This window comes from Synechococcus sp. WH 8101, from assembly GCF_004209775.1.
Lineage (GTDB): Bacteria > Cyanobacteriota > Cyanobacteriia > PCC-6307 > Cyanobiaceae > Synechococcus_C.
The window spans coordinates 1,726,764-1,750,881 of sequence record NZ_CP035914.1 but is presented as its reverse complement, the minus strand read 5'-3'; the positions used below and the strand labels follow the sequence as shown (position 1 = coordinate 1,750,881).

Below are 24,118 nucleotides of genomic sequence, written 5' to 3'. Positions count from 1 at the left end.
GTTTGCCGGAGGTTCAGCGGCTTGGGGCAGGGATCAGGGGCAGGAAGCGCAGGCGCGCGCTGTCGCTGCGGATCGTGATGGTGATGATCCGGCAGTGGCTGCTCGGCGGGCCGCAGGGATGCTCAGTGTGGCCAGGGTTGATGGCGATCGCCGGCCAGGCGGCTCCGGCCAGGGAGAGGCGGAGGCGATCGCCGGGCTGGAGCTCTGCTTCCAGGGCTTGAAGTTCCAGTCGCTGGCTCTGGGCTTCAAGGGCGGAGGGGCCCAGTCGCCGGATCACGCCGGTACTCAGCTGTTCGACAGCGTCGGAGCCGGCGGGGCAGACCGAGAGGGCGGCGCAGAGGTCGAACCCGGGTTGATCAGCCCAGGCGATCACTTCCAGCTCGGGACGACCTCGCAGGCGGTGGCGTGTTTCGAGTGGGGGGCTAGTGAAGGTGACCACATCGTTGCGGGCATCCAGATTGCACCGATCGCAGCGGCCCGCCGAGGCGCTCAGATGGCCGCCGACCGCCGGCACCGGTCGCCATGGGTCATGGACGATGACCACCGGCGCTGCTGGGGGGGAGGCCGGGCTTGCAGCGGCGATCCTCAGCTGACCCAGCCTCGGGTCATGGCTGCTCAAGGCGTTGCCCCACAGATGCCAGCAGCCTCCCTCGGCCTGATCCGTGACGACGCCGCCCCAGCACTCCAGCCGCTGGTCCCAGAGATGCACCTGTTGGTGAGGGGTGGGATTGGGATCCGCATCGATCAGATGGCGCTGGAAGAAGCGTCGATGCAACTCCTGCACCTCAGGCCACCACTGCAGATGGGTGGCCGGACCGATGTGAAGCTCTGGCTCGCCTCCCGCGGCCAGGCTGCGGGCCTGAAGATCCAGCACGCCGCGGAGATGGGGGTCCCACCAGCCGCCGATCAGCAGCATCGGCCTGGCTAACCAGCCGGGGGCCGGCGAATGGATCGCCCATCGCTGGCGTTCCCTGGGGTCTTCGCTCAGCCAGCGGTGCGCCATCCCCTGGCGATCGTGCTGCGCCAGCAGGGCGCGTCCCTCGCGGAGATAGCTCCCCGTCTCCAGAGCGGAGCGGATCGTGTCCCAGGCCTCCGCATCACCTCGGCGAGCGGCTTGTAGCGCCGCCAGCTGCAGACCCCAGCCCAGGCCGAGATGCCACCAGTGGGCACCGCCTTCACAACTCCAGTGGTCCCGCTCATCGAGGCCGGTCATTGCCGGGGCCAGACAATCGGGTGGTGGCACGCTGCTGTCGCCCACCAGTTGGCTGAACCCTTGATAGGAGAAGCCATACAAACCGATGCGGCCGTTGCAGTCAGGCCGTGAGCGCACCCACGCCAGGGTGTCGGCGGTGTCGGCAGCTTCCTGGGCGAAGCCGCGGAAGTCTCCCTCGGACTCCCCCTGGCCGCGGACGTCCTGGACGATCACCACATAACCTTGTGCAGCCCACCACTGCGGGTGGGCCAGCGTGACACTGGAGGCGATGGCGCGACCGTAGGGCTGGCGCATCACCAGGGTCGGCCAGGGCCCTTCCCCAGCAGGTCGCCACACCGTGGCCTTCAAGCGGATGCCGTCGCGGCAGGTCAGGTCCGCGTCATGGCAAGAACCGGGCCCGGAGCGCTGGTCAGCGCACATCCGGGCAGTAAAGACCGATCACATAGGTCACGAGGATTTCGGCATCCTGTCGGCTGAGATTGCGCTGCTTGGCGACGGCACTGATCGATTGCGCTGAAGTGGCCGACATGTTCTTGGCATTGAGGGCCTTGAACTGTTGGCACATCGCCCGGGCTTCGCCAGGGTTGCGCTTGACGCTTTCGAGAAGCGTGGATTCCTGGGCCTGGGTCGCGGGGGCGACAAGCGATGCACCCAATAGGGCTGCGAGAGATAAAACCAAGGAGAGGTGGCGCATGGTGCCTCCTCCATTCACTTCCTGCATTTGAACCCCGCCGCCCCTGGGCCGGCAGCGGGTCATGGTCAGTTCGTCGGTTGCCAGCGGCGTGCCCTCTGAATCCAGCGCTGGGCCAGGGCCAGATCCACCACTGGTGGGCGACCGGTGCGCAGCTGGCGCTCCAACCGGCCGGTGCGGGTCACCACATCCTGGGGGCTGGCAGCCGCCAACGCCGGAATCGTCGCCAGGCCTGCATGCATCAACAGAGCCGCATCAGCTGGTGCCAGATCGAGATCGCAGACGAGGGCTGCGATGCCCTGCAGGCGGCGCAGGTTGCGGGCCGTCGCGCGGCCTCGTCGTGCCAGCTGACTCAGGGCCTCCTCATCGAGGGCCCGAAGAGCGCTCCAGCCGGTCAGGCCCGCCGCTTCGATCACCCGCCGCTCCTCCCGGAAGGACGCCGGCAGATCGGCGAACGGGCCGTCGTTTCGGGAGCGTGGCGCCATCGAAGCGCTCAAGCCGCCGCCTGGGGACCCACGATCACCTCCCCTAGCACCACCGGGGTGCTGCTGCCCTCAGGTCCGGGTTGGAGCTGTCGCAGTCGGATCACCACCTCTTCACCGTTGCGGCCTCCGCTGCGCAGATTCGCCGCCAGTTGAGCCAGGGTCGGTTCGACCGCCTCCTTGGAAATCCCGGCCGGTGCCTGGGCGACCACCAGATCGTTGCCGTTGTCGAACACCACAGGAGCCCGCACGGCTCCCTCCACGATCACGGGAGGCTGGTAACTGACGCTGAAGGCCCAGCAGCTCACCGCCAGCAGCAGGGTGAAGCTGGTCACCCCCACGAGACGGAAGCGCACACCCCAACGGGCCCCAAACGCGACCAGCGTCAGCAGGGCGAAGGCCAGGCCGCTCCAGGCCAGCCATCCGATCGCACGGTCGAGGAGGTCGGGGAGTGGCATGGGGCTGGTGCTTCCAGGGGGAGAGCGTTATTTTGCGCTGGCCCCAGAGAAAAGTGTCGGCGTTGATGGGGAGGGGCGTGAGATCGCAGACCCTGTCGCGCGTTTTCCTTGGCGGTGGGGTGGTCCTGCTGGTGGGCGGAGCGACCGCGTGGGTCGCTCTGGATCGGATTGTCGCGACGGTGTTCACGCGGCTCAAGCCTTCGCTGGAAACCCAGTTCTCCAAGCCGCTTGGCCATCCCCTGGAGATCGGCCCTTTTCAGGGGTTGCGCCCCTGGGGCCTGGCGATCGGTCCCAGCCGGGTGCTGCCAGGGCTCAAGGATCAGTCCAAGGCCTCGATCACGGGGCTCACCCTCCAGCTCGATCCGCTGGCCAGCCTGCGGCGCTGGCGTCCCGTCGCGGTGGTCAGCCTTCGCGGCGCCAGGGTGGATCTGCGCCGCAATGCCCAGGGGGCCTATTGGGTGCCTGGGCCCTCCAGCGGTGGCAAGCCGCCCAAGCTGGATCTGCAGGTGAAGCTTCAGGATCCGGCTCGGCTCCAGATCCAGCCGGCAGGCCTGACCCTCAGCGCTGATGGTCGGGCCTCTGTGCATCTGGCCGAAAACTGGGCCGATGTCGCCCTCAAGGTGGCCCTGCCGCAGCAGGGACGGGTCAGCCTCAAGGCCCGTGGTCGTTGGGTGAAACCCCAGTTGCATCTGCAGACCAGGCTGGAACGGGTGCGTCTGGAGCCGTTCCAGGGGCTGCTGCCCGCCTCCATGCCCCTGACCTTCCGCGGCCAGATCGGTGGTGACCTTCGCCTGAGTTGGAGTCAGGGGCGGGCCGGATGCGCCGGCGCCCTGTCTCTGGTGGGCCTGGAGGTGAGCGGCAAACCGCTGCAGAGCGCCCTGCGTAATCCCCAGTGGCGCCTGCGCTGCCGTGACCAGCGCCTCAGTCTTCCCGCCAGCACCTGGCGTTATGGCGCCTACCAAGCCAGCCTCTCCGGCCATGTGGATCTGAATCAGGCCCTCGACCTCAAGGCGGTGCTGCGTGAACCCGGCGAAGAGCGCCAGCTCACCCTGCGCCTTGATGGCCGTTGGAAGCAGCCGCGGCTGCGGCTGGCGGGCCGCTGGGCCCTGCCTGAGTCGGTGCCCGTGATGGCACCCCTCGCTATTGATCTGCAGTTGAACGGCGACTGGCGCAAGCCCAAGGCCCCCACAGCCGTTCTGGAGCGGTTGAAGCTGGCGGGGCCAGGCCTGGCGGCCTCGCTCAGCGGAGCCCTTTATCCCGAGTTGGCGATTCGCAGCCAGCAGCTGCAACTCGATGGAGAGGCGTGGAAGCACTGGCCCCTGGTGCCGGATCTGCTGGGCACCCAGGCGCCGCTGCGGGGAGATCTGCGTCTCAGTGGCGCCAGCGTCAGCCCGGAGCTGTCGCTTCGCTTCGATCAGGCGCGCAATCCCCTGCTGGAGCGCTGGTCTCTGCGGGCCGACTGGAGCGCCAAGGCCGGGGAGTTGCGTCTCAAGCACTTCCGCAGTCCGCAGCTGCAGGCCACCGCGGCCTTGCCGCTGGCCCTGGCCGGTGGCGGTCTCAAGCTCGGCGATCTGGCGGCGCAGCTCAGTCTTGAGGCCTTTCCGCTCGCTCGCGTTGGGCCCCTGTTGGGCACCACGATGGATGGCACTCTCTCCGCCTATGGCGGTATTGGCGGTCCATTGACGGCCCTCCGGCCCGATCTGGAGCTTCAGCTCACGGATCCACAGGCCGGCACCCTGCGTTTGCTGGAAACCTGGCGTGGTCGGTTTGAAGGCCAGGTGGGTGGTGGCGGCCGGCTGCAGATGGCGTCGGTGGAGTCCCTGCTGCCCGGCCGCCTGGAGGCCAGCCTTGGTGCCAACTGGTTGCCCACCCAGGTGCGCCTGACCCGCCGTCAGGGGGTGCTGAGCCTGGAGGGCACACCCGCGTCGTATCAATGGCGTGCCGATGGCATGAGCCTGGATGGTCTGGAGCTGGCGCTTCCCCCCAAGGGGCGTTTTGAGGGGCTCTATGGCCGCATCAGCGGGCAGGGCAGCCTCGGCCTGCAGCCTCTGGCCATGGATGGCGCCGTAACGCTCGACTCCCCCGGGCTGATGGGGCTGCAGTTGCGTCAGGCCATCCTGCAGGCCCGCTACCGCAATGAGCGCTTTGACCTGAGCGGTGAATTGCTGCCGCCGGATACGGGGCAGATGCTGCTGGAGGCGAAGGGACGGTTGGGCGGTGCTCTGGATGCCCATCTCGAGGCCCGTGGCTTGAGTGCCCGTTGGCTCACCAGCGGGGCTCTGAGCCTGCCGCAGCTTGCAGAGGATGAACCGCCGGCTCGGGGGCGGGCCAGCGATCTGGGTACCCTCCTGATCAACACTTTCGGTGGCTCGATCGACGGTCAGTTGCGGGCCCTGCGTGAGATTCAGGCCAGCCTGCGGCAGCAGGCCTTGTCTAAGCACAGCGACAGCCAATTTCATCCCGAAGATCTCCGCGGCCAGCTGGATGCGGTGCTCGATCTCACCGGGCCCAACCTGGCGGATCTCAACCTTGATCTGAAGGCGCGTGGCCATCTCTGGGTGGAGGGCGACGACCAGGACAGGGCGCTGCAGATCGAACCCTTCGTCGCCAGCCTCAACGGACCGATCCAATCCGGCGAAGGACGCTTTTCACTCGAGCATCTGCCCTTCACGCTCCTGGCCCTGGTCGCCCCGGTGCCGCCGGCGCTGCAGGGAGCGCTCGGGCTCTCCGGCAGCTACCGCCTCGGCCGTGGGCTGCCCGATCTGAGCACGGATCTCCAGCTGGAGGATGCCCGGGTGGGGCGTCATCGCCTCAGCCTTGAACGCGGTCAGATCAACCTCGAGGATGGGGCCTTGCGCCTTGATCTGGCCCTGATCAGCGATGGGGCCCAGGACCCAGTCACCGTGATCGGCCAGGTGCCGCTCGATCCCTCCAAAGAGCTGGATGTGCGCGTGGTGAGCCGTGGCGATGCCCTGCGCTTCCTGACCGGATTCACGGATGATCAGGTCGCCTGGACTGCGGGCGACACCAATCTGCGTCTGTTGCTGCGCGGTCCGCTCAGCGCCCCTGAGGCCAATGGCTTCATCGTGGTGAAGCAGGGGCGTTTCACGATCCAGAAGCAGGTGATCAGTGACCTGAACACCTCGATCGTGTTCGATTTCAATCGACTGGAAGTGCAATCCCTCAGCGCCCGCGTCGGCTCCCAGGGGGAATTGCGTGGCTCCGGCGCCCTGGCCCTGTTCTCGCCCGTACCGGAGCCGAAGCCGCTGGCGGTGACCCTTCAGAAGGCACGGATCAAGCTGCCCATCGCCGATGTGGCGGTGGCTGCTGATCTGAAGGTGCGTGGTGCCCTGATTCAGCCGCAGTTGTCGGGAGATCTGACGATCGACAACGGCACGGTCAAACCGGCTCGCTCGATGTTTGTGAAGCCGGCGTCGCTGACCGCCTCGGCCGCTTCATCTCCTGCCTCCCCGGCGACCACCGCCATGGCCCAACCGGTCACGGCCGACACCCTGCTGGAGGAAAACTGGAACTTCCAGCAGCCGCTGGTGCTGCTGGGGCCGGATGTGGAGGCGAGCAGCAGTCGCTCTCTGCGCGCCTCCCTGCCCAATCTCCCCGCGATCCGTTTCGATCGTTTTCAACTGCGGCTTGGGCCCAAGCTGCGGGTCACGGTGGAGCCTGTGGCCAGTTTCAGCACCGCCGGTCGGCTCACGCTCAATGGTGCGCTCGACCCCAGCCTTCAGTTGCGGGGGGTGGTGCAACTCCTGTCTGGCCGCGTGTCGTTGTTCACCACCACCTTCAACCTCGATCGCCGCGCTCCCAACGTGGCCGTGTTTACGCCATCGCAGGGATTGATTCCTTATGTGGATGTGGCGCTCAACAGCCGGGTTTCCGACAGCATCAGTGTGGGCACCGGCAGCAATGCCGTGTCGACCAATGTGTTCGACACCAATGGCACCGGCAACCTGGGTGCGGGCGGCCAGCTGCGGCTTGTGAAAGTAATGCTCACGGCGACGGGGCCGGCCGATCGCCTGGCTGACAACATCCAGCTGCGCAGTTCCCCACCGATGTCGCGGGCTCAGCTGCTGGGTCTGATCGGCGGCAACTCCCTCGCCGGCTTGACCGGTGCTGGCGGTGGTGCGGCGCTTGCCGCCGTTCTTGGTCAGTCGTTGCTCTCGCCGGTGATCGGTTCCCTCACCGATGCCTTCAGTCAGCGTCTGCAATTTGCCGTGTACCCCACCTACATCACGCCTGAGGTGCAGGATGAGAATGAACGTGTCTCCGGTCGGGTGCCGCCGCAGCTGGCTGTGGTCACCGATGTGGGCGTGGACCTCACCGATCGCTTCAATTTCTCCGTGCTGGCCGCCCCCAATCGCAACGACATTCCGCCCCAGGGAACCTTGACGTATCAGATCAGTCCCAACCTCAATCTGTCCGGTTCGGTGGATACGCAGGGCACCTGGCAGAGCCAGTTCCAGGTGTTTGTTCGCTTCTGAGCCCCATGAAGGCCTCAAGCCAACAGGTGATCGGTGTCGATCTGGGCGGTACCGGCATCAAACTCGCCCGGTTTGATCGTGCTGGCCAACTCTTGGCTGAACAGCACATCGCCACCCCTCAGCCTGCGGTGCCGGGCGCCGTCTGCATGGCCCTCTGCGAGGCGATTGAAGCGCTCGATCCCGATCGCTGCGCTGCCGTGGTGGGCATCGGTTTGCCGGGGCCCATGGATGCGGCGGCCCGGGTGGCGCGGGTGTGCATCAATCTGCCGGGTTGGCAGGAGGTGCCGTTGGCCGAATGGTTGGAGCCGCAGCTGCAGCGGCGGGTCACCCTGGCCAACGATGGCAACTGCGCCCTGGTGGGCGAGGCCTGGCAGGGGGCGGCACGCGGTTGCGGCGATGTGGTTCTGCTCACCCTCGGCACCGGCGTCGGCGGTGGGGTGATGCTGGGAGGCCGCCTGTTCACGGGCCATAACGGAGCCGCCGCCGAGCCGGGCCTGATCGGCATTGATCCCAACGGCCCCCCGTGCAACAGCGGCAATCGGGGGTCGCTCGAGCAATACGCCAGCATCGCCGCCTTGCGACGCCTCTGGGATGGGGAGCCGGAGGAGCTCCATCGCCGCGCCTGCGCCGCTGATCCCGAGGCCCTGGCGGTGTGGGAGCGCTATGGCCGCACACTTGGCGTTGGCATCAGCTCCCTGGTGTATGTGTTCACGCCTCAGCGGGTGCTGCTGGGTGGGGGGTTGGCCGGGGCAGCAGAGCATTTCCTGCCGGCTGTGCGCCGTGAAGTGGACCTCCGGGTGCAGGCGGTGAGTCGGGAGGGACTGGAGATCCGCTCCTGTGAGCTGGGGAATGGCGCCGGACGTCTTGGTGCCGCCCGTTTGGCCATCGATCGTCTGCTTCCTCCCGCCTGACCCGCCGGACGGGATGATGCTGAGCAGATTCCGCCCCAGCCCATGACCCCTCAGGGTGTGCCCGAACCGTCGCCAGAACTGTTGCGGTTGGCGACCGATGTGCGCCGTTCCGCCACAGCCCTGGGGCAAACCGACGATGGCCAACGGCAGCAGGCCCTGGAGGCGATGGCCGCAGCGTTGGAGCACCGCGCCGAGTCGATCGTGGCGGCGAATCAGCAGGATCTTGAGCAAGCCGTGGCCGAAGGCCTGGCCCCGGCGCTGGTGGCGCGTCTGAAGCTGGATGCCGCCAAACTCGCCGGCGCCATCGATGGCGTGCGCCAGGTGGCAGCGCTGCCCGATCCCCTCGGTGTGCGTCAGCTGCATCGGGAGCTGGATGAGGGGCTGGTGCTGGAGAGGGTCAGCGTGCCCCTCGGCGTGCTGGGGGTGATCTTTGAGGCGCGACCGGATGCGGTGATTCAGATTGCGTCTCTGGCGATCCGCTCCGGCAACGGGGCGATTCTCAAAGGTGGCAGTGAGGCGAACCGCACCAACCGTGCCGTGATCGAAGCCCTGCAGGAGGGGCTCGGCGGTGCCCAGGTCGACACGACGATTTCGGCCGATGCCCTGGCCTTGCTCACCACCCGCCAGGAGAGCCTGGCGTTGCTGCGTCTCGATGGATTGGTGGATCTGATCATTCCTCGCGGCAGCAATGCGCTGGTGCGCTTCATCCAGGACAACACCCGCATCCCCGTACTCGGCCATGCGGACGGTGTCTGCCATCTGTACGTCGATGCCCAGGTGGATGTGCCCCAGGCGGTGCGGATCGCCATCGACAGCAAAACCCAGTACCCCGCGGCCTGCAACGCGATCGAGACTCTGCTGGTGCATCAAGACAGTGCTCCGGCGTTTCTCGCCGCGGCCGTGCCGGCGTTGGAGGCCGCGGGCGTGCGTCTGCTTGGTGATTCCCGCAGTCAGGCCCTCGGCGTAGCAGAGGCGGCCACAGAGGACGACTGGGATCGGGAGTACCTCGATCTGATCCTTTCGGTGCGGGTGGTCAGCGATCTGGAGGAGGCGTTGGAGCACATCCGTCGCCATGGCTCGCGCCATACCGAGGCCATCGCCACCCTGGACGTGACCACCGCCGAACGATTTCTGCGGGCGGTGGACAGTGCCGGTGTGTATCACAACTGCTCGACCCGTTTCGCCGATGGGTTCCGCTACGGCTTCGGTGCGGAGGTGGGCATCAGCACCCAGACCCTGCCGCCACGCGGGCCGGTTGGCCTGGAGGGGCTGGTGACCTATCGCTATCGCCTGCGTGGCGATGGCCATGTGGCCGCCGATTTCGCCGAAGGTCGTCGTCGCTTCAGTCACCGCGATCTGGAGCCATGAACGACGCGATTCACATCCAGGATCTGCGCGTGTGGGCCCATGTCGGCGTGCTGGAGCGGGAACGCCTGGAGGGGCAATGCTTCAGTCTTGATCTGACCCTCCTGGTGGATTGTCAGGCGGCGGCCCGATCCGACGCCCTCATCGACACGGCCGACTACAGCCTGGCGGTGCAGGCGGTGCAGACGCTGGCGTCGGAGCTCCGCTGTTACACCATTGAGCACTTCAGCGAACGGGTGTTGGAGCGTCTTGCCGATCTGTATGGGGTAGTGCCGATGCGCGTGTTGCTGCGCAAAACCAAACCGCCGATTCCAGGATTCAGCGGTACGGTTGCCGTCGAACGGCACCGGCACTGGCCGGCTCCTCGGTGAATGGTTCGGTGAAACAGCCCAGGCCCCTCGTGCTCGTGCATGGTCTCTGGGATACGCCCCACCTCTTCCATCGACTGGTGCGGCAGCTGGAGGACCACCGGGTGCCTCTGCTGGTGCCCCATCTGCCTCACCGACTTGGCGCGATCCCCCTGCGGAGCCTCGCCGAGCAGTTGGATGGTCACATCCAGGCCCGGTGGGGTGCGGAGCGCAAGATCGACATCCTCGGTTTTTCGATGGGAGGAATCATCAGCCGCGTGTGGTTGCAGGAGCTGGGCGGTGCCAACCGCACCCATCGCTTCATCAGCGTCGGCAGCCCTCAGCGCGGCACGCTCACGGCGCAGTGGATTCCCCGGTGGTTGTTTGCAGGGCTGGCTGATATGAAGCGGGGCAGTCGTTTGCTGCGACGCCTCAATGCGGATCCCTCCAGCCTCCGCCCCCTCGAGTGCGCCAGTTTCTATTGCCGCTGGGATCTGATGGTGTTTCCCGGATGGCAGGCCGTGCTGCCCCTCGGGACGCAACAATCGGTTCCGGTGTTGACTCACCAGCAGCTGATGGCCCATCCCCGAGCCCTCGAGCTGCTGACCCAAACGATTCTCAGCGATTGAGTGACAGGTTTGGTGTCGGTTGCCACCATTGATTCACCTTCACCCGTCGTTTGAGCCAATGTGCTTTTCGGCTTCCGCCAGTTTCACCGCCTCTGCGGTGCTGATGCCTCTGGGTCTGTATTCCCACCATCTGGCCTCCCGTCACGAACGCCCGGATTACAAACCTCTGGCCTTGGTGCCCTTCTTCTTCGGGGTGCAGCAGTTCGTGGAGGGCCTGGAGTGGACCGCGCTCGACCGCGGCGGAATTGAACCACTCGCCACGGCAGCTGCCTTGGGGTTTCTCTTTTTCGCCTACTGCTTCTGGATGATCTGGATCCCCTGGAGTGCCTGGTCGATCAGTCGAAGCACCGATTCCAAGGGGCTCCAGCATCGATTGAAATGGGTGGCGATCGTCGCCACGGTGATCGGCGTTGGTTTCTATCTACCGGTGCTGTTTAATCCACCGGCTGTCCAGCCCGCTGTGCATAGCACCGGTCGACTGCTCTACGACGTGTCGAATTTGCACAGCGCTCTGCATAATTTCGTGAACACCGAGCCGGTTGGCGAACTCGTCTACTGGGGCTTCATCGTGGTGCCCCTGCTGGCGGTGAGTGATCGTGCCGTGAAGCTGTTTGGTGTGCTGATCTTCGTTTCGATCTTTCTCACCTGGGCCACCTACAGCGCCACTTTCAATTCGGTGTGGTGTTTCTACTGCGCCGTGCTTTCGATTGTGGTGATCTGGATTGTGAATCGGCCGCACCTGCGTCGTGCCTGACTCCATGCTGCAGAGCATCAGCGCTGGGCTTGCCGGCATGGGCGAGCTTCTCGTCGAACTGGATGTTGGCGTTGGATTGCTGGTGGGAGTCGGCGCGTCGATGTCGGCCTCCCATCTGTTCGCTCTCTTGGCGAATCGGTTACGACCACGGCAGATCCTGTTTCACATGGTGGTGGATGCTCTGGTGCTCAGCCTGGCGTTCCTGATCGGCATCGTCAGCCATAGCCTCATGCTCACCCTGGTGGCGGGGGTCCCCCTGCAGCCCATCACCTTTGGAAACCGCATGGGTGTCGCCCTCTGGCCAGGACTGTTTTATGTGCTCGTCGCGGCGCCCTACATCAGCGATCTGATCGCCGTCACCCTGCTGGCGTGGGTGCATCTGAATGTACTGGTGCTTCTCCAGGCGGTGTATGGCGTGCCCCTGGAGAAAGGATTGGTCATCAGTCTGCCGGGTTATGTGCTGTCGTTGATCCTGATCGGCTTGCTCTTCGCCCAGCGTTGGCGCGCCAGTTACAACACCCTGGCGCGGGAAGTGGCGTCTCTCTCCTGATTCTCTGCCGCCAACGGACGGTCTTTTCATGACTGGCGCCACCTCGGCCATTCAGCATCACCGCAACCATCTGCGTTTCAGTCGGCGCCTGGTGTTGATCGTGTTGGTGATTGTTGCTGTGCTGGCTCTGCTCAGCATCAGCGCTCTGCGCCACGACGCCTCGTTGATTTTTCGACGGGAGGTGTTGGAGGAAGTCACCGGGGTGACTGTGGCGGTCGTGTTGATCGTTGTTGCTCTCGCCGGCATGTATTCGGTGATGGCGGACTTTGTTTTCTGGGAAGGTTGGCAGCAGGGCCTTCCCGATCCCTCCCATCTGTTTGAAAGCTCCGAAGCGACCGAGTCTCCCCATCGTCACTTTGTGGTGTATCTCGATGGCATTCACCAGAGCGAGGAGAGCCATCCTCCTCGCGTCAGTGATTTTCTCGATGTGCTCGAGCAGGGCATCGCTGCCGACATGCTGCTGGTGAAGGGGATCGAGGCCTACACGATCATGCCGGTGGGCTTGCGCGCCTCGTCGTATTCGCAGTGGTTCTGGCAGCGTCTGTTCGCCCTGCAGGAGCAGCATCCGATTGGCCTGATCCGTTTTCTGTGCGCCTTTTTCGTGCAGGCCAACAATGTGATCAAGGTGGGGATCTCTTCAGATCGTCGCTACGGCCCGGTGATGAATTACGAGCTGGCGCTCAAAATTGCCAGGCGTCTGGAGGGGCTCGGTTTCCATCCCTCTCGGGCGGTGCGGGTGGTGCTGGTGGGGTATAGCGGTGGCGGAGAGATGGCGATCGGAACGGCGGCCATGCTGCAGAAGATCTGCCATGTGCCGGTGCAGGTGATCACCGTTTGTGGTGTGTTCAGTGGCAATGGCGATCTCAGCAGCGTCGACCATGTGGCGATGGTGGTGGGTAGTCGGGATCCGGTGGCGGCGCTCGGCCGTATCGCTTACCCGGGGCGTTTGTTCCTGCTTCCTCTCTCCAACTGGAATCGTTGGCAGCGGACGCGCTCCTTGCATCGCTACAGCATTGATGGCATGAGTCATAACGGTGATTCAGGCCCGTTCAGCGACCACTACCGCGGCAAGGTGGTGGCGGCCATCTGCCGCGAACTGGAGCTCACAACGGATCGCTGAGGGACGTCTCAGCGGCGGCTTCGCCATTGAGAGCGCGCACGCACACAAAGGGAGAGTGGGTCGGCAGGCTGCGGATCAGGCGGGCTTCGGCGCGCAGGGCTGCTTCGCCATGCAGGCTCAGGTCCTGGGGCAGGCGTTGGAGGGCGTCGCGATAGCGCTCCACCGCCTCATCGCTGTGGTTGGTGTTGGCCGTGCTCAGGCCGGTGTTCAGCAATCGCTCCAGTTGCTGCGCCAGCCGTTCCCGCCAGATTCCCCCCAGGGTGAGGGGGAACAGCGTGCTGCGGCCCGTTAGGGCCTGCTCCAGTAGGGCGGTGGAATCGATGCAGAAGCCGAGGGCGCCATAGCCACCAAAACGGAGCTGGCCCGCTGCAGCGGTGCTGTTGTGCACCGCTGCCATCAGATCGCAGAGATCGAGAGCAAGGTCCAGGTGCTCCGCTTCAAAGGCTGGGCCTGGGTACGCGACGGTGCCATTGCCGCGGTCGTTCTGCCAAGGCCGGTCGAGGTCGTTAATCGCTGCCCAGCCGTTCAACCCTTCGGTGCCCTGGTAGTACTGCAACAGCACAGGCTCTGCCGCTTCCGGTGGCTGCAGTTCCAGCTCCAGGCAGCAGTGGGGGAGCAGGGATTCGATCTCCTGGCCATGGCGCAGCAAGCCGGTGCGATACGGAAGGGCCAGGGGGATCTGGTGCCAGGTGCCGTCTTCAGCGGCTGCGCTGGCACCCAGCCCGAAACTGGCCACGCTCGAGCGCACCCTGGCCCTGGCGGACCAGCCGCGGCCGCGCAGCAACGCCATGAGCGCCGCAGTGCTGGCGACACCTTCGAACTGGAAGGGTTCCACCGCAGCAGCCGGCAGGCGGTTGGCGCCGAGGGCGTTGAACACCTGGGCGAGCAGGCGGTTGGCCTGGCGGCAGTGGGCGGGTTGCAGGTGCGTCAGCCCCTGGTTGTGCCAGGTGAGGCCGGCGCCGAGGCTGCCCAGGTTCGCGGCTGACGTGGATCCGGCCTTGGTGGGTGGCCATGGGGTGGGTTCCTGGGCCGACTGTTTGGCGAGCTCTTGCCACTGCTGCAGCGATTGGGGCAGGGCTTGGCGCGAACCGTTCTCAGGGTTCACCACATGCCGGGCCGTCCAGCGGCTGAGCGCCGTGGCGTCCGAGGCGTTGTCGGGGTCGCCGATGGGCAGCAGATGCTGCAGATCGTCGGCCAGCGCCGCCAGCAGGGTGGGGCTGACCAGCCCTTCCTCCAGCAGGGAGCCTAGGCCGCGCAGCTTTTCAGGAAGGGCGGCCGGCGCCAGCCGCCAGCCCCTGGGCAGCATGGCGAGCAGGGGGATCAGTCGGCGTTGGTGCAGTCCCTGCAACAGCTCACGCAGAAAGGCATCGCGCTGGATTCCCCGGCGGAGCCAACTGTCCTCGAGCACCGCAGGGAAGGGCAGCAGCGGAGCCAGCGCTGTTCGGTCCTCCTTGCGCGCCCCCCATTGGCCGGAGAGCGCCAGCAGGTCAGCCATGGCTGGCGACCAGGCCGGAATGGCGAATGAGGGCGTCGGTGCTGGCGGCGCGCCCACGGAAGGCTTCATAGACCGCCGCTGGTGAGAGGCTGCCGCCGAGGCTGAGCACGGTGCTGCGGAAGCGCTCTCCCGTGGCGCTCACCTGGTCATCAAGATCGAGCCCCGCTTCCTCAAAGGCGGCAAAGGCATCGGCGCTGAGCACCTCGGCCCATTTGTAGGAGTAGTAACCGGCGGAATAGCCCCCCGCAAAGATATGGCTGAAGGCGCAAAGAAAGCGGTCCTCGGCAATCGGTGGGATCACCGTCGTCGTCGCGGCGATCTGGCGCCGCATCTCATCTGGGCTGATGCCGAGGTCTGGGGTCCAGCTGCTGTGCAGCCGCAGATCGGTGAGGGCGAAATGCACCTGCCGCAGGGTGCTGAAGCCGGTCATGAAGGTGCGGGATCGCTTCAGCTTCTCGAAGTCGGATTCCGGAAGCGGCTCACCTGTCTGCCAGTGGCGGGCCATGCCCATCAGGGTGGGGCGATCCAGGCACCAGTTCTCCATGAACTGACTCGGCAGCTCCACCGCATCCCATTCCACGTTGTTGATGCCCGCCGCCTGGGGGTGCTCCACCGTGGTGAGCATGTGCTGCAGGCCATGGCCGAACTCGTGGAAGAGGGTCTCCACCTCTTCGAAGCTCATCAGGCTCGGGCTGCTGTCGGTTGGCGGGGTCTGGTTGCAGATCAGATAGGCCACCGGCGTGATCCAGCCTCCCTTGCCGTCGGGTTGTCGGTTGAGGCATTCGTCCATCCAGGCCCCACCGCGCTTGCTGCCCGGTCGGCTGTAAGGATCGAGATAAAAGGCGGCCAGCGGCGAGCCATCCCGCTCGAGCACACGGAAGAAACGCACATCGGGATGCCAGATCGGCGCTTCGCCATCGGCGGCCGTGATCCGGATCCCGAACAGGCGCTCGCAGAGCGCAAACAAGCCGTCGAGCACCTGGGGCAGCGGGAACCAGGGGCGCAGCGCCTCCTGGTTGAGGTCGAAGCGTTCCTGACGCAGCTTTTCGGCCCAGTAGCTCACGTCCCAGGGGGCGAGCGCGTCGGCTTCGGCGGCTCCATGGCGCCGGGCACAGGCCTGAAGATCCTCCAGCTCACGGCAGGCGGTGGGGTAGGCGGCCGCCCGCAGCTCCTCGAGCAGGGCCTCCACGGCTGGCACATCCTCAGCCATCTTGCCGGCAAGGCTGAGTTCGGCCCAATGGGCATAGCCGAGGCGCTGGGCCTGCTGCTGGCGGAGTTCCAGGATCTCTTGGATCAAGGGGGTGTTGTCGAGCTCCCCGCTGCTGGCGCGGCTCACATGGGCCCGGTAAAGGGTTTCGCGGAGCTGCCGATCGTCGGCATGGCTGAGCACGGGGATGTAACGCGGCATGTCGAGGCCCAAGCGCCAGGGGCCGCGTTCTGCCGAGGCCTCGCTGCCATCCGCATGACGATCGCCCGCCTCTCGGGCCGCCTGCGCCAGGGCTTCGAGGGCCCGCTCGGGGAGGCCGGCGATGTGACGGGGATTCTCCACCACCAGATGCCAGGCCTGGGTGGCATCGAGCACGTGATTGCCGAATTGGGTGGAGAGCTCGGCGAGTCGCTCACTGGCAGCGTTGAAGGCGGCCTGGCTGTCGCCGCGCAGGCCGACGCCTCGCTGCTGCATCGAGAGCAATTCGGACGCAAGAATTCGTTGTTGGGTGCGGTCGAGGGGTTCGGATGGCCGCTGCTGCAGAGCCTCGAGGGCCTGATGCAGGCTGCGGCTCTGACCGAGGCGATTGCTGAACCGCACCACGTCGGCCTGCTGGGAGGCGTGGGCATCGCGCAGCTCGGGAGAGTTGCAGACCGCATTGAGGTGGGTCACCACACCCCAGCTCCAGCGCAACTGTTCACCGATCCGATGCAGGGGCGGCATCACCATGTCCCAGCCCAGGGGGGCGCCGGCGCCCAGGGCGTCGTCGAGGCTGGTTTCCAGGGCGGCAAACTGGTCGGAGAGCCGCTGCAACAACTGGGGAATCAGCGTTTGCACCTGGTCGGGTGTGATCGCCTCGTAGTCGGGGAATCCCTGGCCCGCCAGCAGGGCCAAATCGCGGGTCTCAGGCATAGCGTCAGCCCAGGGGTAAGAGGGAGCTCAGGGCCATCAAGCTATGGCCAGAGAGGGTTTCGGCGAGGGCGTCGGTGGAGGCTTCGTAGACATCCATGGCGACCCGGGGCCAGATGCCGATGGTGAGGGTGGGCACCAGCAGGGTGAGGCCAATCACCAACTCCCTGGGGCTCATGTCATCGACGAAAGCGAGAGCGGGGATGCGCGGCCCGAAGAAGACCCGACGGCAGAGGGAGAGCAGGTAGATCGGGGTGAGAACAAGGCCGATGGCTGCCACCACCACGGTGATCACCCGGAAGAGGGTGGTGAATTGCTCCTGGCTGGTCACCCCAAGGAAGATCGTGATTTCACTGATGAAGCCGCTCATGCCAGGCAGGGCGAGCGAGGCCAGACAGCTGGCCAGGAAGAAGGCGAACGTGATCGGCAGCACCTTGGCCAGCCCTCCCATGTTGGGGATGGAGAGGGTTTTGGTGCGTTCGTAGAAACTGCCTGTGATGAAGAACATGGCCGCGGCGATCAGGCCGTGGCTGATCATCTGCAGCATGGCGCCACTGAGGCTGAGAGCATCGACGGCACCGATGCCGAGGAGCACAAAGCCCATGTGGCTCACAGAGCTACAGGCAATGCGGCGCTTGACATTGTCTTGCGCAAAGGCGTTGAGGGCGCCGTAGATGATGTTGACGATGCCCAGGATGATCAGGGCCGGGGCCAGGGTGAGATGAGCTTCCGGCAGCATCTGCACGTTGAAGCGCAGCAAGGCATAGCCGCCCATCTTGAGCAGAACGCCCGCCAGCAGCATCGACACCGGAGCGTTCGCTTCACCATGGGCATCCGGCAACCAGGTGTGCAGTGGGAACATCGGCAATTTCACGCCGAAACCCACTAGGAATCCGAGATAACAGAGGAGGCCAAAGCTGCCGCCGGGGGAGCGCTGGGCGAGTTCAGTGAGATTGAGGCTGAAGCTGTCGCCGGAGAGGGCCAGGGCCAACCCGCTGATCAGGATCAGCAGCGAAGCGAGAGCGGTGTAGAGGATGAATTTGGTGGCGGCGTACTGGCGGTTCTGTCCACCCCAGATGGCGATCAGCAGATAGACCGGCACCAGTTCCAGTTCCCAGGCGAGGAAGAAGAGCAGGAAGTCCTGAGAGAGAAACACCAGGGCCTGAGCGGAGGCCTGCACCAGCAGCAGGCCAAAGTAAAGATTGGATTTGTGGTGCACCTTCCAGCTGGCGCACACCGACAGCAGCGTGACCAGGCCACTCAGCACCACCAGGGGCATGGACAGGCCATCGGCGCCCAAGGACCACTCCAGGCCGATCACCGGAAGCCAGTTGACCCGTTCCACCAGCTGGAGCCCGCCATCGAGGGGGTCGTAGAGCCGGCTGAAGACGGCGAGCATCAGCCCGAAATCGATCGCCAGCATGGTGACGGCGAGGTTGCGCGGCCAGGGCGAGGGGTGATCGTCATCCCCTGGCAACAACGGCATCACCAGGGCCGTCGCCGCTGGCAGCAGCACGATCAGGGATAACCAGGGAAAGGCTTCCGGGGACGCAACCGTCAGAGGCAGGTTGGCGTCCATGGCAGCAACAAGATTGTGATTGAACTTATCAGCACCTGGGGGGTGCCTGGGTACATCTACCCAGGCTGTTTCGGTTGCCAGTGACTGCCGGTGGTCTGCAGATTCAGCAGGGGTGCACGGCTCGCCACCCCCTCCGCTTCCCAGGCGCGCACCATCGCCGCGCTCACCGCGGCGCCGTTCTCCTCGGTGCAGAGCGCCAGGATGCTCGGGCCGGCCCCGCTGATGGCGCAACCCCAGGCCCCCGCCTGAATCGCCGCCTCGCGCACCGCCTGGCCCCCCTTGATCAGGCGCCAGCGATAGGGCTCATGCAGGCGGTCGTGCATGCCATCGGCGATCAGGTCGCCGTTGCCGGTGCGCAGGCCCTGGAGGAGCAGGGTGAGGGCGCCGAGGTTGACCACGGCGTCGGCCACGGGGATCGTCTTCGGCATCGCCCGCCGCGCTTCGCTGGTGCTGAGACGGATCGCGGGGATCGCCACCACCGCTTTCACGCTCGGCAGCCATTCGCAACGCACGACGCGCCAGCGCTGCGAGGCCGCCTTGGCCGTCATGCACAGACCGCCGAGCAGGGAGGGCACCACGTTGTCGGGATGGCCTTCGATGTCGATCGCCAGTTCCAGCAGCTTTTCCCGACTCAGGGGTTCTCCCACCAGGGCGTTGGCCCCCACCAGACCGGCCACGATCGCCGTGGCGCTGCTCCCCAGGCCCCGCGCCGGAGGCACGGCCAAGCGCACCCTCGCCTCCAGGGCCACCGGCTCCTCGCCGGCTGCTTTCCAGACGCGCTGGGCGGCGCGATACACGAGGTTCTCCGGGCCGCCGCGGAGGTGATTGCCCTCCTGGCCTTCGATAATCAGTTCAAAGCGCTCGCCGTTGCCTTCGATCCGGCGCATGCTGAAGCGATTGTTCAGATCGAGGGCGGCACCGAGGCAATCAAAACCCGGGCCGATGTTGGCCGTTGTGGCAGGCACGTCCACCACCACCGTTTGGCCGATGCGCGGCTGCACCATCCCTGCTGTCCTATTTGGGCCAGTGTCTCACCCGGCCGTCAGCCTCCCTGCAGATCCCGGGCACGGCAGGCGGCACTGAACAGGCCGGCATTCGGATCGATCACCGCCCGGATCGGCAGGCTTTCCAGGAAGGGACGGAAGCGTCCCTTGCGGCGCAGGGGTTCCATAAAGCGTTCGGAGCGGAGCCCTTCCAGGTTTTTCTCAGCGGTGCCACCCCCCACCCAGAGCCCGCCGCGACAAAGCTCCTGCAACGCCAGATCCCCGGCCGCGGAGCCGTAGGCCCCCAACCAGAGCGTGAGCGCGTCCTGGGCCAGCTGATCCCCTGCGGCTGCGGCCCGGCCCGTGTGGGCGGGAAGGTCCTCATGGCCTGGCTGATCGGCCCCGATCGTTCGCCAGGCTCGGGCCTGGGCCTGAAGGGGATGGTCCTCGTTGCCCTGGCGTTGCAGGAGCCAGTGCATCACATGGCCGAGGCCGGTGCCGCTCACGATCCGCTCCACCGAGAGGCGGTCCAGCTCCAGGTCGGCCATCAGCCAGCGGCTGAGCTCCCACTCCGCCTCGGTGCGGGGAGCGAACTCCCGGTGGCCGCCTTCGCTCGGCAGGGCGATCCAACCTTCCGTGCCGGGTAACCCGCGGGCCATGCCCAGGCCGGTGCCCGCCCCGAGAATCGCCACCGGACCAGGGCTGGCTTGCCCTTCCTGGAGCACCACCTGCTGGTTGTCACTGAAGTGGGGCAGCCCGTGGATGAGCACGGCGAAGTCGTTCACCAGCTCCAGTCGCTCCAGGCCGGTGGCAGCGCAGAGTGAGGTTTCCTGCACCAGCCAGGGCAGGTTGGTGAGCTTGGCCTGACCCTCTTGCACGGGGCCGGCCACGGCGATGCAGCTGGTGGCCGGTCGGGCCAGGTCCGCTGGCATCTCCTCCAGGAAGTGCACCAGCATCGCGTCCAGTGAGGGCCATTCCGCTGAGGCGTAGCGGTGTCCATGCAAGGCCTGGAGCTGGCCCTCCACCGTGCTGAAGAGGGACAGCAAGGTTTTGGTTCCCCCTAGATCACCGGCCAGGAAGGTCGTGGGTGCCATGGGTCCGGTTGGATCCGTTCCCACCAAGGCTGATCAGCGCGGCTCCAAACGGCAAGCTTTTGCTCAGCTCGCGAAGCAATCGAGCGGGAGCGGCCCCCAGGTGCTGCCGGAGCCATCGCCGTTGTGCCGATGCCCGGTGATCAGCACGCCCTCCCCCAAGCCGCTCTCCTGGCGGAGCCGCACGGTGCCGTTGGCTTGATTCGCTTTGAGAAACACGCCGTCGCCCGGCGCGAGTGCCTCGTCCTGCACCTGCATGGCCTCCCAGCCGCAGGCCGCCTCGAGTTGGCGCAGGCTTGTCAGGGCCTGTTCGGCATCGGCGGCCATCACGCCCACCGTGAACCAGTCAAACGCGGCCATGGTCTCACGCAGTTCCTGGCCCAAGGCCAGGCGCTGGGCCGGTTCAAGGCTCGGAGCCGTGCGCAGCAGGGCCAGATCCTTGAGATGGCGGATGGGGGTGGATGTCATGAGGCGGGGCTGAGTGGGAGGGAGGCGAGACGCTCCTGATTGGCCTGGCTGGCCGCCTCGATCAGGGCCTTGCGGTTCACCGAGCCCAGGTCGCCGTCGCGGCGGCTGCGCAGGCTCACGCTGCCCTGTTCAGCTTCCTTGGCGCCGATCACGGCCAGAAGGGGGATCTTCATCTGTTCGCCGGTGCGGATCAACTTGCCCAACCGCTCACCGCTGCGATCCACCGTGGCCCGGATGCCAGCGGCCCGGAGCTGGTCGCTGAGCTGCTGGGCATCCGCCAGCACCTCATCGGTGACGGGCAGCAGGCGGATCTGCTCCGGTGCCAGCCAGAAAGGAAAGTCGCCGGCGTAGTTCTCCGTCATGATTCCGAAGAAGCGCTCGAGCGAGCCGAAGATCGCCCGGTGGATCATGATCGGGCGCTGTTTGCTGCCGTCGGCGGCGACGTAGTTGAGAGCAAACCGTTCCGGCAGGTTGAAATCGAGCTGGATCGTGGAGCACTGCCACATCCGACCGATCGCATCCTCGATTTTCAGATCGATTTTGGGGCCGTAGAAGGCACCGCCACCGGCATCGACCTTGTAGGCCCACCCCTTGCGCTCGAGAGCCTCGATCAGTCCTTGCGTCGCCAGATCCCAGACGGCGTCGTCACCGATGGATTTCTCCGGACGGGTGGAGAGGTTGATCTCGTAGTTACGGAAATCGAAGGCGGAGAGGATTGTTTCGGTGAGGTCGAGGATGCGCAGGATCTCATCACTGATCTGCTCGGGCAGGCAGAACACATGGGCGTCGTCCTGGGTGAAGCCCCGCACGCGCATCAGGCCGTGCATAACCCCGGGGCGCTCGTAGCGATACACCGTTCCCAGTTCGGCCCAGCGAATCGGCAGTTCGCGATAGCTGCGCAATCGGCTGGCGTAGGTCAGCACATGGAACGGGCAGTTCATCGGCTTGAGCTGGTATTCCCGTTCGTCGACCTGCATCGGTCCGAACATGCTCTCGCTGTAGAAATCCAGGTGCCCCGAGGTCTTCCAGAGGCCGATGTCGGCCACATGGGGGGTATAGAGAAGCTCGTAGCCCCCCTCAAAGTGGGCCTGACGCCAGAAGTCTTCGATCAGCAGGCGCATGCGGGCACCGCGCGGGTGCCAGAACACCAGACCGGCACCGGCTTCATCCTCGATGGAAAACAGGTCGAGATCCTTGCCGAGGCGGCGATGGTCGCGGCGCAGCGCTTCCTCCTTCCGCCGCTGGTATTCGGCCAGTTGCTCCGGTGTTTCCCAGGCGGTGCCATAAATCCGCTGCAGCTGGGCTTTGGTTTCATCACCACGCCAATAGGCGCCGGCAACGCTTTCGACGGCGAACGCCTTGGGGTTGAGCTCGCTTGTGTTGCGCACGTGGGGTCCGGCGCAGAGATCCCACCATTGCTCGCCCAGGGTGTAGAGGGTGATCGGTTCCTGCAGACCAGCGAGGATTTCGAGTTTGTAGGGCTCGTTCTGAGCCTTGATCTTGGCCTCGGCTTCATCCCGGCTCACCTCGATCCGCTCCAGCGGCAGCTTCCGGTTGATGATCTTGATCATCTCTTTGCGGATCGCCTTCAGGTCGGCTTCGGTGAAGGGATCAGGGTTGTCGAAGTCGTAGTAGAAGCCGGTTTCGGTCCAGGGGCCAATGGTCACCTGGGCCTGGGGAAACAGGTGTTGCACCGCCATGGCCATCACGTGGCTCATGGAATGGCGGATGCGGAGCAGCTGATCGCTTTCGCTGGTTTTGGGCAGAACCACCGGTGCGGCTGGGGCTGGGGTGGTTGCTGCAGCGCTGCTCACCGGTTCATGCACAAGAACGGCCATCCTATGGGCGTGAGATTCAGCGCCATGGACCCGGATGCCGATGCCCTGCTTGAAAACTTGCTGGACTCTCTGCTGAATGACTTCAGCCATTGGTTCCAGCGGGGCGAGGAGTTGCTGGCGGTGTGTCCGGATCTGGTGATGGCCCCGCAGGAACGGGCCCAGATGGCTGGGCGCCTGGCGGAGGGCCGCAAGGCGATTGCGGCGACCCGGGCCCTTGTGGAGGCGTCTCCTCAGGCCATGGCCGTGTCCATGGAAGCAATGGCGCCCTGGCATCAGCTGGTGATGGAGGTGTGGGCGCTGGCGGCCCGCATCTCCCAGGCGGCCCGATGAAGATCCGCTGGCGTCAGCGGCGGCTCGGCCTCGGATCCCTGGCGGTCTTGCTGGTGTTGACGCTTCGCGCCCGCGGCGTGCCGTTGCTGCTACCGGGATGCCCCTGGCGGGCCCTCACCGGTGTGCCCTGCCCCACCTGTTTCCTCACCCGATCAGCTCTGGCGACCTTGAAAGGCGATCTGGGGGAGGCCCTGGAGCTGCATCTGTTCGGCCCTCCCCTGGTGACAGGCCTGGCCTGGTTGGGCTGGCGGCAGGCGGTGTGGGGCCGACCGCTCCGCTTCGGCCCGAATGCGCGCAGGCTCGCCTGGCTGGTGGGCGCGGCGATGGTGCTCTATTGGGCTCTGCGTTTGCTTCGCTGGGGGCTGGCCGGACAGCCCTGGCCGGCCTGACTCAGGCGCCTTGGCGAATCGCTTCGAGATTGCTGCTGTAGAAGCGCGCCAAGTCAGCGTGGCTTTTCACGGGCTGCCCATAGGCGCTTGTTCCAGCGTGGGTGGGAAAGGAGGCCCACTCGGGCGCCAGACGATTCATGACCGTGGGCGTAAGGCCATGGCGGTCGACTTCGTCGAGAGCGCCGCGACGCTCGACCAGACGCAGCGCTGCCTGGTCTTGGTGCTGGGGCTCAAAGCTGGGTAGCTTCAATTCGCGGGCCACTTGTCGCCAGGTGCCTGGCAGGAACTGATAAGCACCGGCGGCAGCACTGGTGTATCGCTTCACCACAACTTTTTCTGGGTGGCGCGACAGGTCCTGGAACAGGCTGCCGCCATACAGCACGCGGTAGCCGTGATCGCGACCGTCCTTCCAGGTGCCTTCGGCGTAGCGGATGGTGTTGAGGAGGGCGCGGCGCTCGGGGGTGATCCGATAGGGGCGATCCGCCAGCAGCTCAGCGCGGGCGTCCGCCTGTTCGCGCAGCGACGCCTGCAGGGTTTCGGCCTGATCCAGCCGCTCCTGGGCGCGTTCGGCATGGAGCCCCTGGCCGAAGCACAGGAGCAGGCCGGCACTCACCGCAGTGGCGGAGAGGAGCTGTTGGGTCTGACAACGAGAGAACCGACGCAAATCCATCCATCGAGGGCCCCATACCTTGAAGGCCGGCCTGGGACGGTGACGAGGGGAGCACGACCGCCCTTGACGGAGTCGATCGGATGTGTATAGGCGCACCAGGCAGAAGCCGTTTGGCGCTTGAGACCCATGAGACCCGTTGGCCG

Annotated in this window: 22 protein-coding genes; 10 read left to right on the top strand and 12 right to left on the bottom strand. The window is 65.8% G+C overall.

Going from position 1 to position 24,118, the window contains the following annotated elements:
• Positions 1-13 precede the first annotated feature (13 nt).
• The 4 genes from SynWH8101_RS09225 to SynWH8101_RS09210 are packed head-to-tail and all read right to left on the bottom strand — an operon-like array spanning position 14 to position 2,844.
• Positions 14-1,633: a CocE/NonD family hydrolase gene (locus SynWH8101_RS09225; RefSeq protein ID WP_130129517.1), complete on the bottom strand. Its 1,620-nt coding sequence runs from the start codon at positions 1,631-1,633 to the stop codon at positions 14-16.
• A complete protein-coding gene (locus SynWH8101_RS09220) occupies positions 1,623-1,970 on the bottom strand; it encodes a hypothetical protein (RefSeq protein ID WP_370586985.1) in 348 nt (115 codons plus the stop codon). Before SynWH8101_RS09220 ends, SynWH8101_RS09225 begins: the two co-directional genes overlap by 11 nt.
• 2 nt (positions 1,971-1,972) lie before the next feature.
• A complete protein-coding gene (locus SynWH8101_RS09215; protein ID WP_130129516.1) occupies positions 1,973-2,389 on the bottom strand; it encodes a DUF4332 domain-containing protein in 417 nt (138 codons plus the stop codon).
• A gap of 8 nt (positions 2,390-2,397) precedes the next feature.
• Entirely contained in the window at positions 2,398-2,844 is a 447-nt protein-coding gene (locus SynWH8101_RS09210; RefSeq protein ID WP_130129515.1) for a Ycf51 family protein, read from the bottom strand.
• 65 nt (positions 2,845-2,909) lie between these two features.
• Here SynWH8101_RS09210 and SynWH8101_RS09205 point away from each other — a divergent pair, with 65 nt between their 5' ends.
• From SynWH8101_RS09205 to SynWH8101_RS09170, 8 genes are read left to right on the top strand one after another with little or no spacing between them, the layout of a single operon-like run.
• The gene (locus SynWH8101_RS09205; RefSeq protein WP_130129514.1) at positions 2,910-7,340 is read left to right on the top strand and encodes a translocation/assembly module TamB domain-containing protein; all 4,431 of its coding nucleotides are present in this window, start codon (positions 2,910-2,912) and stop codon (positions 7,338-7,340) included.
• A gap of 5 nt (positions 7,341-7,345) precedes the next feature.
• The gene (locus SynWH8101_RS09200; protein ID WP_130129513.1) at positions 7,346-8,251 is read left to right on the top strand and encodes an ROK family protein; all 906 of its coding nucleotides are present in this window, start codon (positions 7,346-7,348) and stop codon (positions 8,249-8,251) included.
• Between the two features lie 42 nt (positions 8,252-8,293).
• A complete protein-coding gene (locus tag SynWH8101_RS09195; protein ID WP_130129512.1) occupies positions 8,294-9,619 on the top strand; it encodes a glutamate-5-semialdehyde dehydrogenase in 1,326 nt (441 codons plus the stop codon).
• The gene (gene folB, locus SynWH8101_RS09190; RefSeq protein WP_130129511.1) at positions 9,616-9,987 is read left to right on the top strand and encodes a dihydroneopterin aldolase; all 372 of its coding nucleotides are present in this window, start codon (positions 9,616-9,618) and stop codon (positions 9,985-9,987) included. Before SynWH8101_RS09195 ends, folB begins: the two co-directional genes overlap by 4 nt.
• Positions 9,988-9,995: 8 nt before the next feature.
• Positions 9,996-10,592: a triacylglycerol lipase gene (locus SynWH8101_RS09185; RefSeq protein ID WP_254427931.1), complete on the top strand. Its 597-nt coding sequence runs from the start codon at positions 9,996-9,998 to the stop codon at positions 10,590-10,592.
• A 58-nt stretch (positions 10,593-10,650) separates the two neighbouring features.
• The gene (locus SynWH8101_RS09180) at positions 10,651-11,346 is read left to right on the top strand and encodes a DUF6629 family protein (RefSeq protein WP_130129509.1); all 696 of its coding nucleotides are present in this window, start codon (positions 10,651-10,653) and stop codon (positions 11,344-11,346) included.
• A gap of 4 nt (positions 11,347-11,350) precedes the next feature.
• Positions 11,351-11,896 carry a hypothetical protein gene (locus SynWH8101_RS09175; RefSeq protein ID WP_165381019.1) on the top strand — a complete coding sequence of 182 codons (546 nt, stop codon included), beginning with the start codon at positions 11,351-11,353 and terminating at the stop codon, positions 11,894-11,896.
• 28 nt (positions 11,897-11,924) lie between these two features.
• Positions 11,925-13,016 (top strand): alpha/beta hydrolase, encoded by a 1,092-nt coding sequence (locus tag SynWH8101_RS09170; protein ID WP_130129507.1) that lies wholly within the window; start codon positions 11,925-11,927, stop codon positions 13,014-13,016.
• Here SynWH8101_RS09170 and SynWH8101_RS09165 read toward each other — a convergent pair.
• From SynWH8101_RS09165 to thrS, 7 genes are all read right to left on the bottom strand, one after another.
• Entirely contained in the window at positions 13,000-14,511 is a 1,512-nt protein-coding gene (locus SynWH8101_RS09165) for an arginine repressor (RefSeq protein ID WP_130129506.1), read from the bottom strand. The genes SynWH8101_RS09170 and SynWH8101_RS09165 overlap by 17 nt on opposite strands.
• Entirely contained in the window at positions 14,504-16,630 is a 2,127-nt protein-coding gene (locus SynWH8101_RS09160; RefSeq protein WP_130129505.1) for a M3 family metallopeptidase, read from the bottom strand. Before SynWH8101_RS09160 ends, SynWH8101_RS09165 begins: the two co-directional genes overlap by 8 nt.
• Before the next feature lie 4 nt (positions 16,631-16,634).
• Positions 16,635-18,206: an NAD(P)H-quinone oxidoreductase subunit 4 gene (locus SynWH8101_RS09155; RefSeq protein ID WP_130129504.1), complete on the bottom strand. Its 1,572-nt coding sequence runs from the start codon at positions 18,204-18,206 to the stop codon at positions 16,635-16,637.
• Between the two features lie 56 nt (positions 18,207-18,262).
• Positions 18,263-19,210, bottom strand: coding sequence for a homoserine kinase (gene thrB / locus SynWH8101_RS09150; protein WP_130129503.1), 948 nt, complete (start codon positions 19,208-19,210; stop codon positions 18,263-18,265).
• Positions 19,211-19,248: 38 nt separating this feature from the next.
• Entirely contained in the window at positions 19,249-20,283 is a 1,035-nt protein-coding gene (locus SynWH8101_RS09145) for a glucokinase (protein ID WP_130129502.1), read from the bottom strand.
• A 63-nt stretch (positions 20,284-20,346) separates the two neighbouring features.
• Positions 20,347-20,748: a DUF1824 family protein gene (locus tag SynWH8101_RS09140; RefSeq protein ID WP_130129501.1), complete on the bottom strand. Its 402-nt coding sequence runs from the start codon at positions 20,746-20,748 to the stop codon at positions 20,347-20,349.
• Entirely contained in the window at positions 20,745-22,586 is a 1,842-nt protein-coding gene (gene thrS, locus SynWH8101_RS09135; protein WP_130129500.1) for a threonine--tRNA ligase, read from the bottom strand. The genes SynWH8101_RS09140 and thrS overlap by 4 nt, the downstream gene beginning before the upstream one ends.
• Positions 22,587-22,610: 24 nt before the next feature.
• On the opposite strand from thrS, the gene SynWH8101_RS09130 reads away from it, so the two are divergent.
• Positions 22,611-22,916 carry a DUF2605 family protein gene (locus tag SynWH8101_RS09130; RefSeq protein WP_130130454.1) on the top strand — a complete coding sequence of 102 codons (306 nt, stop codon included), beginning with the start codon at positions 22,611-22,613 and terminating at the stop codon, positions 22,914-22,916.
• Positions 22,913-23,305 (top strand): DUF2752 domain-containing protein, encoded by a 393-nt coding sequence (locus SynWH8101_RS09125; RefSeq protein WP_130129499.1) that lies wholly within the window; start codon positions 22,913-22,915, stop codon positions 23,303-23,305. The genes SynWH8101_RS09130 and SynWH8101_RS09125 overlap by 4 nt, the downstream gene beginning before the upstream one ends.
• Before the next feature lies 1 nt (position 23,306).
• On the opposite strand, the gene SynWH8101_RS09120 is transcribed toward SynWH8101_RS09125, so the two are convergent.
• Entirely contained in the window at positions 23,307-23,975 is a 669-nt protein-coding gene (locus SynWH8101_RS09120; RefSeq protein WP_130129498.1) for a glycoside hydrolase family 104 protein, read from the bottom strand.
• Positions 23,976-24,118: the final 143 nt, after the last annotated feature.

What these genes read in the sequence shown, in the direction of transcription:
- SynWH8101_RS09225 (WP_130129517.1), bottom strand. Translation starts at nt 1,633, where the DNA reads ATGTGCGCTGACCAGCGCTCCGGGCCCGGTTCTTGCCATGACGCGGAC.
- SynWH8101_RS09220 (WP_370586985.1), bottom strand. Translation starts at nt 1,970, where the DNA reads ATGACCCGCTGCCGGCCCAGGGGCGGCGGGGTTCAAATGCAGGAAGTG.
- SynWH8101_RS09215 (WP_130129516.1), bottom strand. Translation starts at nt 2,389, where the DNA reads ATGGCGCCACGCTCCCGAAACGACGGCCCGTTCGCCGATCTGCCGGCG.
- SynWH8101_RS09210 (WP_130129515.1), bottom strand. Translation starts at nt 2,844, where the DNA reads ATGCCACTCCCCGACCTCCTCGACCGTGCGATCGGATGGCTGGCCTGG.
- SynWH8101_RS09205 (WP_130129514.1), top strand. Translation starts at nt 2,910, where the DNA reads ATGGGGAGGGGCGTGAGATCGCAGACCCTGTCGCGCGTTTTCCTTGGC.
- SynWH8101_RS09200 (WP_130129513.1), top strand. Translation starts at nt 7,346, where the DNA reads ATGAAGGCCTCAAGCCAACAGGTGATCGGTGTCGATCTGGGCGGTACC.
- SynWH8101_RS09195 (WP_130129512.1), top strand. Translation starts at nt 8,294, where the DNA reads ATGACCCCTCAGGGTGTGCCCGAACCGTCGCCAGAACTGTTGCGGTTG.
- folB (WP_130129511.1), top strand. Translation starts at nt 9,616, where the DNA reads ATGAACGACGCGATTCACATCCAGGATCTGCGCGTGTGGGCCCATGTC.
- SynWH8101_RS09180 (WP_130129509.1), top strand. Translation starts at nt 10,651, where the DNA reads ATGTGCTTTTCGGCTTCCGCCAGTTTCACCGCCTCTGCGGTGCTGATG.
- SynWH8101_RS09175 (WP_165381019.1), top strand. Translation starts at nt 11,351, where the DNA reads ATGCTGCAGAGCATCAGCGCTGGGCTTGCCGGCATGGGCGAGCTTCTC.
- SynWH8101_RS09170 (WP_130129507.1), top strand. Translation starts at nt 11,925, where the DNA reads ATGACTGGCGCCACCTCGGCCATTCAGCATCACCGCAACCATCTGCGT.
- SynWH8101_RS09165 (WP_130129506.1), bottom strand. Translation starts at nt 14,511, where the DNA reads ATGGCTGACCTGCTGGCGCTCTCCGGCCAATGGGGGGCGCGCAAGGAG.
- SynWH8101_RS09160 (WP_130129505.1), bottom strand. Translation starts at nt 16,630, where the DNA reads ATGCCTGAGACCCGCGATTTGGCCCTGCTGGCGGGCCAGGGATTCCCC.
- SynWH8101_RS09155 (WP_130129504.1), bottom strand. Translation starts at nt 18,206, where the DNA reads ATGGACGCCAACCTGCCTCTGACGGTTGCGTCCCCGGAAGCCTTTCCC.
- thrB (WP_130129503.1), bottom strand. Translation starts at nt 19,210, where the DNA reads ATGGTGCAGCCGCGCATCGGCCAAACGGTGGTGGTGGACGTGCCTGCC.
- SynWH8101_RS09145 (WP_130129502.1), bottom strand. Translation starts at nt 20,283, where the DNA reads ATGGCACCCACGACCTTCCTGGCCGGTGATCTAGGGGGAACCAAAACC.
- SynWH8101_RS09140 (WP_130129501.1), bottom strand. Translation starts at nt 20,748, where the DNA reads ATGACATCCACCCCCATCCGCCATCTCAAGGATCTGGCCCTGCTGCGC.
- thrS (WP_130129500.1), bottom strand. Translation starts at nt 22,586, where the DNA reads ATGGCCGTTCTTGTGCATGAACCGGTGAGCAGCGCTGCAGCAACCACC.
- SynWH8101_RS09130 (WP_130130454.1), top strand. Translation starts at nt 22,611, where the DNA reads ATGGACCCGGATGCCGATGCCCTGCTTGAAAACTTGCTGGACTCTCTG.
- SynWH8101_RS09125 (WP_130129499.1), top strand. Translation starts at nt 22,913, where the DNA reads ATGAAGATCCGCTGGCGTCAGCGGCGGCTCGGCCTCGGATCCCTGGCG.
- SynWH8101_RS09120 (WP_130129498.1), bottom strand. Translation starts at nt 23,975, where the DNA reads ATGGATTTGCGTCGGTTCTCTCGTTGTCAGACCCAACAGCTCCTCTCC.